We start from the raw sequence: 11,788 nt of genomic DNA, 5'->3' as shown, positions 1-11,788 counted from the left end.
CAGAGGTGGCGGCGCTGCTGCTGCGGCTGCCTTGATTTCCGCGAGACTTATGCGGGCTTCGCGCGCGGCAACGTCGGCCCTGACTCCCTCGAGGATGGAGTCAAGCACGGTTGCCGGACTCATGCCTGCGGTTCCTTCCGTCGTGACCCACCGCCACCAAACCAACCGAAAGCGACGACGTTCAAGAAGGGTAGCGGTCTTGAGCGTGCCCCCCGTCACCGACCCTCGGTGTCCGACTCGCGTGGCGCGTCGGTCGGGTCTTGTCCCTCGTCGAGAGCATCCCAGATCATCCGCTCCGACATGTGAGAACCGTTTTCTTCGCCCGTATCGGTCTCGGCCTCGCGCGCCTTCGAGCGCCGCGCGGCGCGCGTCACGTACTTCGTCGTATCCCCGCCCGACGATGCCGACGCCGAAGCCGAGCGCAACAACAGCACCGCGGCGATCAAGGTGCACGTCGCGGCGACAACCGCCACCACGGCACCGGAGTAGTGGCGCGAACTCCCCACCAAGGTGACCAGCGGTACGTGTGCCAGCTCCGCGCCGCGTGCCGCCACATCCGGCAAGACCCACAAACTGACGCCCAGATATCCGATCGCGAGACTGACAGCGGCCAACAGCGCGGCCAACGCCCGCAGTGGCCAGCCGCGCACCGCCAGCGCAGCGATGGCCGCCGCCACGAGGAGTACCGCCAACGGCAGCAGCGCGGTCGACCAAGACCCGCCGGACAGCTTCACGTCCTTGGGCGGGCCCAGCCCGTCGAACGAGCGGATGACCACCCACGTCAACCGCGACGCCGCCCACAACGCGGCCGCAGCCAGAACCAACAACACCTGGGCGATTGCGACGGTGCGACGACCCGGTCGCTGCGCCGCGTTCACCCCTGGCTCACATCCGGTGCGGCCAGCGTTTCCGCGGCGGCGATCGCATTGAGCACGGCGCGCGCTTTGTTCCTCGCCTCGTTGTACTCGTAGGTGCCGTTGGAGTCGGCAACCACACCGCCGCCGGCCTGCACGTAGGCGGTGCCGTTGCGCATCAAGGCGGTGCGGATGGCGATCGCGAAGTCGGCGTTGCCGGCGAAGTCCAGATAGCCGACGACACCGCCGTACAGGCCGCGCCGGGTCTTCTCGACCTCTTCGATCAACTCCATGGCCCGAACCTTCGGCGCGCCGGACAACGTGCCCGCCGGGAAGCAGGCGGTCACCGCGTCCAGTGCGGTGCGCCCCTCGGCGAGCGATCCGGTCACCGTGGAGACCAGGTGCATCACGTGGCTATAGCGTTCGATGTGGCTGTAGTCCTCGACGCGCACGGTACCGGGCGCACAAACCCGGCCCAGGTCGTTGCGGCCCAAATCGACCAGCATCAGGTGCTCGGCCAATTCTTTGTCATCGGAGAGCAGTTCTTTCTCCAGCAGCTGGTCTTCTTCGTCGGTCTCACCGCGCCACCGCGTTCCGGCTATCGGATGCGTCGTGGCCTGGCCGTCGTGCACGGTCACCAGCGCCTCAGGGCTGGAGCCGACGATGGAAAAGTCAAGCGCGCCATCTTTATTCGGCACTTGCAACAAATACATGTAGGGGCTGGGGTTGGTTACCCGCAGCATTCGGTACACGTCGATGGCTTGGACGTCGGTGTCCATTTCGAAGCGCTGGGACGGCACCACCTGGAACGCCTCCCCCGCAGCGATCTGCTCGACCAGGTAGTCGACGATTTTGCCGTACTCGTCCACGGTGCGCTGGGCGCGGTGGCGTGGCTCGGGTTTGCTGAACGTGGCCACCGTGGAGGGCAAGGGTTGACCGAGCGCCGCGGTCATCACGTCGAGCCGCGCGACGGCGTCGTCGTAGGCCCAGTCGACCCGTTCGTCGGTGCCGTTCCAGTTCACCGCGTTGGCGATCAGGGTGATGGTGCCCTCGTGGTGGTCGACCGCCGCCACATCGGTGGCCAGCAACAGCAACATGTCGGGCAGCCCGAGATCGTCCACAGCCAACTCGGGCAACCGCTCCAAGCGCCGCACCATGTCGTAGGCGAAGAAGCCGACCATTCCGCCCGACAGCGGCGGCACCCCCGGCAGCGCGGCGGTGGCCAGCAGCTGCAGGGTCGCGTGCAACGCCTCCAGCGGGTCGCCGCCGGTGGGCGCGTCCTGCGGCACGGCACCCAGCCAGACCGCCGCTCCGTCCTGCACGGTCAGGGCCGTAGGCGCGCCGGCCCCGATGAACGACCACCGTGACCACGACCGCCCGTTTTCGGCGGACTCCAGCAGGAACGTGCCGGGTCGGTTGGCGGCGAGCTTGCGATAGGCCGACAGCGGCGTCTCGCTGTCGGCCAAGACCTTGCGGGTCACCGGGACCACCCGGTGCTCGGCCGCCAGCGCGCGGAAATCTTCCCGCGTCGTCGTGGTGGCGAGGTTGGCGTGCACCGAACTATCCAACCAGATGTGCTGATCAGAGCGGGCGTAGCCTTGCCGCCATGAAGACTGGTGACACGGTGGCCGACTTCGAACTTCCCGACCAGAACGGCACGCCGCGCAAACTCAGCGCGTTGCTCTCCGACGGCCCCGTGGTGCTGTTCTTCTACCCGGCGGCCATGACGCCCGGGTGCACCAAGGAGGCCTGTCATTTCCGCGACCTGGCGCAGGAGTTCGCCGCCGTGGGCGCCAGTCGAGTCGGGATCAGCACCGACCCTGTCGAGAAGCAGGCCAAGTTCGCCGACACTCAACACTTCGATTACCCGCTGTTGTCTGACGCCGACGGGACGGTGGCCGCACAGTTCGGCGTGAAGCGGGGCTTGCTGAGCAAGCTGTTGCCGGTCAAGCGCACCACGTTCGTCATCGACACCGACCGCACGGTGCTTGACGTGATCGCCAGCGAATTCAGCATGGACAGCCACGCCGACAAGGCGTTGGCGACACTGCGCGCGCGGTCTTCGGCCTAACGGCCGGGCCTCAAGGGATGGCCTCGAGGAACATGTAGGCGGCCAGCAGCACAAGATGCAACTCGCCCTGCAGCCGGGTCGCCCGGCCGGGTACCACGGTGAGAACGCTGACCACCACGGTCAACGCCAGGAGCGCCAATTGGGTGGCGCCCAGTCCCAGCACCAGCGGGCCGCTGAGCCACAGGGAGGCCAACGCGATGGTCGGGATGGTGAGCCCGATGCTGGCCATTGCGGAGCCGTAGGCCAAGTTGAGGCTGATCTGGATGCGGCCTTGGCGGGCCGCACGGGCAGCGGCCAGCGTCTCGGGAAGCAGCACCAGGGTCGCGATCACCACGCCGACAAACGATTGCGGGAAACCGATGCCCGATACCGCGCGCTCGACGATCGGGGACTCCACTTTGGCCAGACCGACCACCGCGACCAGCGCAACCAGTAACAACGCGAGGCTGACCAGCGCCGCACGCCGGCTCGGCGGGTCCGCGTGCCCGTCGTCGTCGACGGGCCCGTCCTCTCCGACCGGCAAAAAGAAATCTCGGTGCCGAACTGTCTGGGTGAAGACGAACATCAGGTACAGAGCCAGCGAGGCGAGCGCGGCGAAGGTGAGCTGGCCGGGCGTGAACTCCGGGCCCGGGTGACTGGTGGTGAAGGTCGGCAGCACCAAACTCAGCGTCGCCAAAGTGGTCACGGTGGCCAGCGCGGTACCGCTGCCATGGGCGTTGAACAACGTCACCCCGTAGCGCAGCGAACCCAGCAGCAACGACAAGCCGGCGATGCCGTTGGTGGTGATCATCACGGCGGCGAACACGGTGTCGCGCGCCAGCGTTGCGGCGTCGTTCCCGCCCGACACCATGAGCGTGACGATCAGCGCCACCTCGATGACTGTCACCGCGACAGCCAGGATCAGCGATCCAAACGGCTCACCGACCCGGTGTGCGACCACTTCGGCGTGATGCACCGCGGCCAGCACGGAACCGGCAAGCAGCAGCGCCACCAGCAGGCCCACCGCCGTCCCGACCTTGACGCCCCAGGTCAACGCGAGTGCGACGAGGGCAAGCAGCGGCACCACGACGTTCCAGCTCATGCGTTTCAACATCGTCAGCCATTCTCATCGATACCGTTGCCCGGCCGGGCACCCGCAACCGGCCAAGTACCGGTATCGGGCGGCTCGCCGCGTGAATCGCATTGCGGCTCAGTGTGGATCACAGGAAAACGGTTTGCTGTGTTCCCTGTCTCAGTAGCATGCTCACATGCCGCCAACTGACGAACAACGTGAAGGCCTCCACGAAGGAGAAGTGTTCGCCGGGTACACCATCGTGCGTCGGTTAGGCGCTGGCGGGATGGGCGAGGTGTATTTGGCGCAGCATCCCCGCCTGCCGCGACGCGATGCCCTGAAGATCCTGACCCGCGATCTCACGGCGAACGAGGACTTCCGCAAGCGCTTCAACCGGGAAGCCGACCTGGTCGCAAGTCTGTACAACGAGCACATCGTCGGCATCCACGACCGCGGCGAATACGAGGGACAGCTGTGGCTGTCCATGGATTACGTCGAAGGCACCGACGCCGGCGACCTGCTGTACACCCGGTACCCGTCGGGAATGCCGCCCGCCGACGTCATCGAGATCATCACCGCGGTTGCCGATGCGCTGGATTACGCCCATACGCGCGGCTTGCTGCACCGTGACGTGAAACCGGCCAACATTCTGCTCGGCGAAGGCACTCTGCGCCGGCGCATTCTGCTTGCCGACTTCGGCATCGCCCGTGAGCTCGGTGATATCAGCCGCCTGACCGCGACCAACATGTTGATGGGAACCACGGCGTACTGCTCTCCCGAGCAGTTGCAGGGGGCCGACCTGGACGGGCGCGCCGACCAGTACGCGCTGGCGTGCACCGCGTTTCACATGTTGGCGGGTTCCGCCCCGTTTCAGCACTCCAACCCGGCAGTGATCATCACCAAGCACTTGACCGCGCCGCCCCCGCCGATCAGCGAGCGGCGACCCGATCTTGCCGACCTCAATCCGGTCCTGGCCAAGGCGTTGTCCAAGAACCCCGCCGAGCGCTACGCGAATTGCACGGAGTTCGCGGCCGCATTGGCCGGTCAACTCGGCGTCGGCACGCCTGAGGCGACCGCACCCACGGGTTATGTCAGCATGCCGACTGAGGCGATCGCCGCGACGGGTCCGAAGTCGTCACGCAGGCTGGGCAACAGGATGCGACCGGTCACGGTGGCCGCTGCTTTGGTCGCGGTCGTGCTGGTCGCCGTCGCGGTGATCCTCGGGGTCAGAGTCTTTCGATCGGACCGGCCCGCGAGCAGTCCCGCGCCCGCACAGTCCGCGGCTCCCGAGCAGGACGGTGCCGCGACTGCGACACCGGCGCTGGAGTTGACGACCTTGGTGACCGATCAGGCCAGAGTCCTGACCCCGCCCGAGCACACCATCGTCGAGCGAGCCCTAGACAAGCTTTACGACGAACGAGGAACCCGGCTGTGGGTGGTCTACGTCAAGGACTTCGCCGGGCTCAAGCCGGCGCGGTGGGCTGAAGAAACGGTGCGCGCCAACGGGTTTGTCGACACCGACGCCATCCTGGCCGTCGCGACCGAGCGACCGGCGTTTGCGTTTCGGGTGCCGGCCGCCATCACGGTGGACAAACCCATCGACGTCGAGGTGATTCGGAGAGACCGTATCGAACCGGCCGTCGCGCGGCGCGAATGGACCCGCGCGGCGTTGGCCGCGGCCAACGGCTTGGACGTCGCGGTCCGCTAGTCTTCCGGCGCCAGTAACACCTCGGCGTCGAAACAGCTGTGGTCACCGGTGTGGCAGGCGCCGCCCACTTGGTCGACGGTCAACAGCACCGTGTCGCCGTCACAATCGAGCCGCACCGAGTGCACCCGCTGGGTGTGCCCGGACGTGGCGCCTTTGACCCACTGCTCACCGCGGGACCGGGAGAAGTAGGTGGCCTCCCGGGTGTGCAGTGTTCTGGCCAACGCCGCGTCGTCCATCCAAGCGACCATGAGCACGTCGCCGGTGCCCCGCTCTTGCACGACGGCGGTGAACAGCCCGTCGGCGTTGCGCTTCAAGCGTGCGGCGATCTGCGGGTCCAACGTCATCGCACCACGATCTTTTCTGCCGCCATGGCGGCCTTGACCTGACCGATCGTCAACTCGCGGAAGTGAAATACGCTGGCGGCCAACACCGCATCGGCACCTGCGGCCACGGCGGGCGCGAAGTGCTCGACGGCGCCCGCGCCGCCGCTGGCAATCACCGGCACGGTGACCGCGGCGCGCACCGCGCGCAACATCGCCAGATCGAAGCCGGCTTTGGTGCCGTCGGCGTCCATCGAGTTGAGCAGGATCTCCCCTACACCGAGTTCGGCTCCGCGCGCGGCCCACTCGACGGCGTCGATACCGGTGCCGCGGCGACCGCCGTGCGTGGTGACCTCCCAGCCCGATGGGGTGGGCGGTGATCCCTCGGGCACGGTGCGGGCGTCGACCGACAGCACGATGCATTGCGAGCCGAATTGGCGCGACATCTCGGCCAGCAGTTCGGGCCGGGCGATGGCGGCGGTGTTGACCGAGACCTTGTCTGCGCCCGCCCGCAGCAGGACGTCGACGTCGGCGACCGTGCGCACCCCGCCGCCGACGGTGAGCGGGATGAACACTTGCTCGGCGGTGCGACGCACCACGTCGAGCATGGTGGCCCGGCCCGACGACGAGGCGGTCACATCCAGGAAGGTCAGCTCATCGGCGCCTTCGGCGTCGTAGGCAGCAGCCAATTCCACCGGATCACCTGCGTCACGGAGGTTTTCGAAGTTGACTCCTTTGACCACGCGGCCGCCGTCAACGTCCAGGCATGGGATGACGCGCACGGCAACGCCTTCCCGTACGTGCAGCTCAGTAGTCATCGGGTTCGCCTGTGTCGCGGAGTATTTCGAGGATCTCGGCGTGCGCGCCGGGCGCTGCGGCCAGCGCCGACTTGGATGCGGGTGTCCACTGTTCACCGGCAAGATTCGTGACGACGCCGCCGGCCGCGCGGACCAGTGCGACACCAGCGGCGTGGTCCCAGACGTGGCTGCCGAAACTGATTGCGGCGCCCAATACTCCGTCGGCGACGAAAGCCAGGTCGATACCGGTCGAGCCGTGCATGCGCAGGCGGGACGATACCCGGCTCAGATTCTCCAGCAACGCCACGCGATATTGTCCCGGGAACCGGCCACGCGAGTCGGCGCTGAACGACCCGGCGGCCACCAGCGCGTCGGCCAGCTCGGTGCGTTCGAGGTTCGGTTGCGCCACACCGTTTTTCATCAGCGGCCCGCCTTCTACGGCGGTGTAGCGGTGGTTGGTGAACGGCATCCAAGTCAGCCCGGCCACCGGCTCTCCGTTGCGCAACAAGCCCAGCAGAATCGCGGCCATCGGCGAGCCGGCGGCGTAGTTGAACGTACCGTCGACGGGGTCGAGCACCCACACCCACGGGGAGTCGACGTCCGGGCCGCCGAATTCCTCGCCGTGCACCCCGATCCCGGTCGCCTTGACCAGCGCGTCGACCACCTGCCGCTCGATCGCCAGGTCGACTTCGGTGGCGAAGTCGTTACCTTTCTTGGCAACCGCGGAGTCGGCACGGTGACCGGCCAGAAAAGGTTCCGTCGCGTCATCGAGGATTGCCGACGCCTCGGCAACCAGGGCCTCCAAATCCATTGCGGCCTACCCTCGCACCGCGGCCAGCGCCTGCGGCAGGGTGAACCGCCCGGCATACAACGCCTTGCCCACGATGGCGCCCTCGACCCCTTGGCCGGTCAGCGTGGCGATGGCACGCAAATCGTCCAGGCTGGATACACCGCCCGAAGCGATCACCGGGGCGTCGGTGCGCTCGGTTACCCCGGCCAGCAGGTCCAGGTTCGGGCCGCCCAGCGTGCCATCTTTGGTGACGTCGGTGACCACGAACCGCGAACAGCCTTCTTTGTCGAGGCGTTCCAATACGTCCCATAGGTCACCGCCGTCGGTCTCCCAGCCGCGTCCCCGCAGGCGGTGCTGCCCGTCGACGATCTGTACATCCAGCCCGACCGCGACCTTCTCGCCGTGCTCGGCGATCACCCGCGCGCACCACGGCGGGTTTTCCAGCGCGGCGGTGCCCAGGTTGACCCGCGCGCAACCGGTGGCCAACGCCGCGGCCAGCGAGTCGTCGTCGCGGATGCCACCGGAAAGCTCGACCTGTACGTCCAGTTTGCCCACGACGTCGGCCAGCAACTCGCGGTTGGACCCGCGCCCGAACGCCGCGTCCAGGTCGACCAGGTGGATCCACTCGGCGCCGTCCCGCTGCCAGCCCAGCGCGGCGTCCAGCGCCGAGCCGTACTCGGTTTCGCTTCCGGCCTTGCCTTGCACCAGTCGCACGGCGCGGCCGTCGACCACATCAACGGCGGGCAACAGAATCAGCGGTGCGGTCACAGGTTCTCCACCCAGTTGCTCAGCATGGCTGCGCCGGCATCGCCGCTCTTCTCCGGGTGGAACTGGGTGGCCGACAGCGCTCCGTCCTCGACCGCGGCCAGAAACGGCACCTGGTGTGTCGCCCAGGTCAGCCGAGCCTCGGGTGACCCTTCCCACTGTTGGGCAGCATAGGAGTGCACGAAATAGAACCGGGTGTCGGCGGGCAAGCCTTTGAACAGCGCGCTATCCGGTGCCGACTGCACCACGTTCCAGCCCATGTGCGGGATCACCGGGGCGTCCAATTGTGTGACGGCGCCGGGCCATTGCCCGCAGCCGGTAGATTCCACGCCGAATTCGACGCCGCGGGAGAACAAGATCTGCATGCCCACGCACACGCCCAGTACCGGACGTCCGGCGGTAACCCGCTCGGCGATGATCTGATCCCCGTTGATCTTGCGCAGCCCGGTCATGCACGCCTCGAATGCGCCGACGCCGGGAACCACCAGCCCGTCGGCCGCGGCGGCCGCTTGCGCGTCCGCGGTCACCTCGACGTCGGCGCCGACGCGCTCCAGCGCTCGTTGCGCGGAGCGCAGATTACCTGAGCCGTAGTCCAAGACGACTACTGTTTTCGTTGTCACAGAACGCCTTTGGTGGACGGCACACCCGTCACCCGAGGATCTGGCTCGACCGCTTGACGCAGCGCGCGGGCGACGGCCTTGAACTGGGCTTCGGTGATGTGGTGGGGGTCGCGACCGTAGAGCACCCGCACGTGCAGCGCGATGCGGGCGTTCATGGCCAACGATTCGAACACGTGGCGGTTGATGACCGTGTGATACGGCACCGAGCTGCCGGCAATGGTGGTGTGCCGCAGGTGGTCCGGTTCGCCGGTGTGCACGCAGTAGGCGCGGCCGGACACGTCGACCGCCGCGTGCGCAAGAGTCTCGTCCATCGGGATGAACGCGTCGCCGAATCGGCGGATGCCCTTCTTGTCGCCGAGAGCTTGGGCAAGCGCTTGACCCAGCACAATCGCGGTGTCTTCCACGGTGTGGTGGGCTTCGATCTCCACGTCACCCTTGGTGCGCACCGTCAAGTCGAAGCTGGCGTGGCTGCCCAGCGCGGTGAGCATGTGGTCGTAGAAGGGGACGCCGGTGTCGACGTCGACCTGTCCGCTGCCGTCCAGGTCGAGCTCCACGACGATGTCGGACTCGCGGGTGCGGCGTTCGATACGCGCCCGGCGGGTCGGAGTTGCTGTGGCTGTCACGATGCTCCTACTACGTGGTGGGTGCCGAGTTCGGATTCGGCGGCGATCCGGGCGCTCGCTTGCAAGAACGCGTCGTTCTCTTCGGCTAATCCCGTGGTGGCGCGCAGAAAGCCGGGAATGCCGACGTCCCGGATCAGAATCCCGGCATCCAGATAACGCTGCCAGGTGGCCGGCGCGTCGGCGAACTCCCCGAACAAGATGAAGTTGGCATCACTGGGTATGACACGAAAACCCATGCGGGACAACGCCTCCGAGACACGCTCCCGCTCGGCGATCAGCGCCGCGACGCTGCCCAGCGTGTCGTCGGCGTGCCGCAACGCCGCCCGGGCCGCGGCCTGGGTGACCGAGGACAGGTGATACGGCAACCGCACCAGCAGCATCGCCTCCACCAACGCGGGGGTAGCGACCAGATAACCCAGTCGGCCGCCGGCGAAGGCGAATGCCTTACTCATGGTGCGGGTGACGACGAGCTTGGTCGGGTACTCCGCGACCAGTTCGACAGCGCTTGGCTGCGAGGAAAACTCGCCGTAGGCCTCGTCGACGATCAGGATGCCGGGGACCACATCCAGCAGGCTGCGCAGATCGTCCAAGCGCACACTCTGCCCGGACGGGTTGTTGGGGCTGGCGATAAAGACAACGTCGGGTTTACGGTCGACAATGGCCGCCACCGCCGCCGGGACGTCGAGGCTGAAGTCGTCGGCGCGGACAGCCTCCACCCATTCGGTGTGAGTCCCGTCGGAGATGATCGGGTGCATCGAGTAGGACGGGGTGAATCCGATCGCCGAGCGACCCGGTCCGCCGAACGCCTGCAGAAGCTGCTGCAAGATTTCATTGGAACCGTTTGCCGCCCAAACGCTTTCGACGCCCAGCTCGACGGCGGTCTGCGCGGTGAGGTAGGCGGCCAGGTCGCTGCGGAGCTCCACCGCGTCGCGGTCGGGGTAGCGGTGCAAGTCGGCGGCGGCCTGCTGCACCGTGCGCACTACGTCATCGACCAGCGCCTGGCTAGGGGGGTGCGGATTCTCGTTGGTGTTCAACCGCACCGGGACCACCAATTGCGGTGCACCATATGGGGACTTCCCGCGCAGGTCCTCGCGCAGCGGCAAGTCGTCCAGGGTGGGTTCGCCGGTCATCGTTCGAACCTCCGCCGGATGGCCTCGCCGTGGGCGGGCAGATCTTCGGCCTTGGCCAACGTGATGACGTGGCCGGACACGTCTTTGAGCGCCGCCTCGCTGTAGTCGACGACGTGAATGCCGCGCAGGAAGGTTTGTACCGAAAGCCCGCTGGAGTGCCGGGCACAGCCCGCGGTCGGCAGGACGTGGTTGGATCCCGCGCAATAGTCGCCCAGGCTGACCGGGGACCACGGCCCGACGAAGATGGCGCCGGCCGAACGGACTCGATTCGCCACCTGCTGCGCACCGACGGTCTGGATCTCCAAATGCTCTGCGGCGTAGGCATTTACTACCTGAACGCCGGCGTCCACGTCGTCGACCAAGATGACGGCCGACTGGCGTCCGCTCAACGCGGCCGTCACCCGGTCCCGGTGGACGGTCGTCTGCAGCTGGGTGGCCAGTTCGGTGTCGGTCGCGTCGGCCAATTCCGCGCTGGGCGTGACCAGCACACTGGCGGCCATCTCGTCGTGCTCGGCCTGGCTGATCAGATCGGCCGCCACATGCGCCGGATCGGCGGTGTGGTCAGCCAGGATGGCGATCTCGGTGGGTCCGGCTTCGGCGTCGATGCCCACCTGCGAGCGGCACAACCGCTTGGCGGCGGTGACATAGATATTGCCGGGGCCGGTAATCATGTCGACCGGCGCCAACTCCGCACCGTCCACGTCCGTGCCGCCGTAGGCCAGCAACGCCACGGCCTGCGCTCCCCCGACGGCCCATACTTCGTCGACTCCCAACAGGCGCGCCGCGGCCAGAATGGTCGGGTGCGGCAACCCGTCGAAGTTGCGCTGTGGCGGGCTGGCAACCACCAGCGAGTCGACGCCGGCGGCCTGAGCGGGCACCACGTTCATCACGACGCTGGGCCCCGGCGCGACGGTCACCGAGCGGTGGGTACCGGTGCAGCGGGTCGGGCTGTACGTGCCCGGCGGCAACGCGGTGTATCCGTCCAGCGTCGTGATGAACGTGGTGCCCGCTCAGGCCGCCGGCGTCGACTCGCTGGTGGTTGCCAGCCCGCCACAGCGC

At 67.4% G+C, this 11,788-nt stretch carries 13 protein-coding genes and 2 pseudogenes; 3 read left to right on the top strand and 12 right to left on the bottom strand.

Annotation, left to right across the window (positions count from 1 at the left end):
• The 3 genes and pseudogenes from A9W95_RS26640 to A9W95_RS01185 form a co-directional block, all read right to left on the bottom strand.
• Positions 1-123 (bottom strand): annotated as a pseudogene (locus A9W95_RS26640) (indole-3-glycerol-phosphate synthase TrpC); the annotation flags it as partial.
• Between the two features lie 92 nt (positions 124-215).
• Entirely contained in the window at positions 216-878 is a 663-nt protein-coding gene (locus tag A9W95_RS01190) for a TIGR02234 family membrane protein (protein WP_067408830.1), read from the bottom strand.
• A complete protein-coding gene (locus A9W95_RS01185; protein ID WP_067408829.1) occupies positions 875-2,410 on the bottom strand; it encodes an anthranilate synthase component I in 1,536 nt (511 codons plus the stop codon). The genes A9W95_RS01190 and A9W95_RS01185 overlap by 4 nt, the downstream gene beginning before the upstream one ends.
• Before the next feature lie 50 nt (positions 2,411-2,460).
• On the opposite strand from A9W95_RS01185, the gene A9W95_RS01180 reads away from it, so the two are divergent.
• Positions 2,461-2,925, top strand: coding sequence for a peroxiredoxin (locus A9W95_RS01180; RefSeq protein ID WP_067408828.1), 465 nt, complete (start codon positions 2,461-2,463; stop codon positions 2,923-2,925).
• Positions 2,926-2,935: 10 nt separating this feature from the next.
• Here the strand turns inward: A9W95_RS01180 and A9W95_RS01175 are convergent, their stop codons facing one another.
• A complete protein-coding gene (locus A9W95_RS01175) occupies positions 2,936-4,018 on the bottom strand; it encodes a calcium:proton antiporter (protein ID WP_067408827.1) in 1,083 nt (360 codons plus the stop codon).
• Positions 4,019-4,172: 154 nt separating this feature from the next.
• On the opposite strand from A9W95_RS01175, the gene A9W95_RS01170 reads away from it, so the two are divergent.
• The gene (locus A9W95_RS01170) at positions 4,173-5,684 is read left to right on the top strand and encodes a serine/threonine-protein kinase (RefSeq protein ID WP_067408826.1); all 1,512 of its coding nucleotides are present in this window, start codon (positions 4,173-4,175) and stop codon (positions 5,682-5,684) included.
• Here the strand turns inward: A9W95_RS01170 and hisI are convergent.
• The 8 genes and pseudogenes from hisI to hisD form a co-directional block, all read right to left on the bottom strand.
• Complete coding sequence (hisI, locus tag A9W95_RS01165) at positions 5,681-6,028, bottom strand: phosphoribosyl-AMP cyclohydrolase (protein WP_067408825.1); 348 nt, start codon at positions 6,026-6,028, stop codon at positions 5,681-5,683. The genes A9W95_RS01170 and hisI overlap by 4 nt on opposite strands.
• On the bottom strand, positions 6,025-6,822 hold the full coding sequence (gene hisF / locus A9W95_RS01160) for an imidazole glycerol phosphate synthase subunit HisF (RefSeq protein ID WP_067408824.1): 798 nt from the start codon (positions 6,820-6,822) through the stop codon (positions 6,025-6,027). The genes hisI and hisF overlap by 4 nt, the downstream gene beginning before the upstream one ends.
• Positions 6,812-7,612, bottom strand: a complete 801-nt coding sequence (locus A9W95_RS01155) for an inositol monophosphatase family protein (RefSeq protein WP_067408823.1) — start codon at positions 7,610-7,612, stop codon at positions 6,812-6,814. The genes hisF and A9W95_RS01155 overlap by 11 nt, the downstream gene beginning before the upstream one ends.
• Positions 7,613-7,618: 6 nt before the next feature.
• Positions 7,619-8,359, bottom strand: coding sequence for a bifunctional 1-(5-phosphoribosyl)-5-((5-phosphoribosylamino)methylideneamino)imidazole-4-carboxamide isomerase/phosphoribosylanthranilate isomerase PriA (gene priA, locus A9W95_RS01150; RefSeq protein WP_067408822.1), 741 nt, complete (start codon positions 8,357-8,359; stop codon positions 7,619-7,621).
• Positions 8,356-8,976, bottom strand: coding sequence for an imidazole glycerol phosphate synthase subunit HisH (gene hisH / locus A9W95_RS01145; protein ID WP_067408821.1), 621 nt, complete (start codon positions 8,974-8,976; stop codon positions 8,356-8,358). The genes priA and hisH overlap by 4 nt, the downstream gene beginning before the upstream one ends.
• Positions 8,973-9,599: an imidazoleglycerol-phosphate dehydratase HisB gene (gene hisB, locus A9W95_RS01140; RefSeq protein ID WP_067408820.1), complete on the bottom strand. Its 627-nt coding sequence runs from the start codon at positions 9,597-9,599 to the stop codon at positions 8,973-8,975. The genes hisH and hisB overlap by 4 nt, the downstream gene beginning before the upstream one ends.
• Complete coding sequence (locus tag A9W95_RS01135) at positions 9,596-10,729, bottom strand: histidinol-phosphate transaminase (protein ID WP_067408819.1); 1,134 nt, start codon at positions 10,727-10,729, stop codon at positions 9,596-9,598. The genes hisB and A9W95_RS01135 overlap by 4 nt, the downstream gene beginning before the upstream one ends.
• Positions 10,726-11,628 (bottom strand): annotated as a pseudogene (hisD, locus tag A9W95_RS01130) (histidinol dehydrogenase); the annotation flags it as partial. The pseudogene hisD and the gene A9W95_RS01135, both read right to left, overlap by 4 nt.
• A gap of 34 nt (positions 11,629-11,662) precedes the next feature.
• Between hisD and A9W95_RS25830 the strand changes: the two are divergent.
• The coding region (locus A9W95_RS25830) for a histidinol dehydrogenase (protein WP_371328008.1) at positions 11,663-11,788 on the top strand (126 nt) is incomplete at its 3' end.

Origin of the sequence: Mycobacterium sp. 1423905.2, from assembly GCF_001673155.1 — a bacterium.
Taxonomy (GTDB): domain Bacteria; phylum Actinomycetota; class Actinomycetes; order Mycobacteriales; family Mycobacteriaceae; genus Mycobacterium.
Note: the sequence above shows the minus strand (reverse complement) of the source record. Positions and strands in the feature narration are given on the sequence as shown.

What these genes read in the sequence shown, in the direction of transcription:
- A9W95_RS01170 (WP_067408826.1), top strand. Translation starts at nt 4,173, where the DNA reads ATGCCGCCAACTGACGAACAACGTGAAGGCCTCCACGAAGGAGAAGTG.
- hisI (WP_067408825.1), bottom strand. Translation starts at nt 6,028, where the DNA reads ATGACGTTGGACCCGCAGATCGCCGCACGCTTGAAGCGCAACGCCGAC.
- A9W95_RS01175 (WP_067408827.1), bottom strand. Translation starts at nt 4,018, where the DNA reads ATGTTGAAACGCATGAGCTGGAACGTCGTGGTGCCGCTGCTTGCCCTC.
- A9W95_RS01180 (WP_067408828.1), top strand. Translation starts at nt 2,461, where the DNA reads ATGAAGACTGGTGACACGGTGGCCGACTTCGAACTTCCCGACCAGAAC.
- A9W95_RS01155 (WP_067408823.1), bottom strand. Translation starts at nt 7,612, where the DNA reads ATGGATTTGGAGGCCCTGGTTGCCGAGGCGTCGGCAATCCTCGATGAC.
- hisF (WP_067408824.1), bottom strand. Translation starts at nt 6,822, where the DNA reads ATGACTACTGAGCTGCACGTACGGGAAGGCGTTGCCGTGCGCGTCATC.
- A9W95_RS01135 (WP_067408819.1), bottom strand. Translation starts at nt 10,729, where the DNA reads ATGACCGGCGAACCCACCCTGGACGACTTGCCGCTGCGCGAGGACCTG.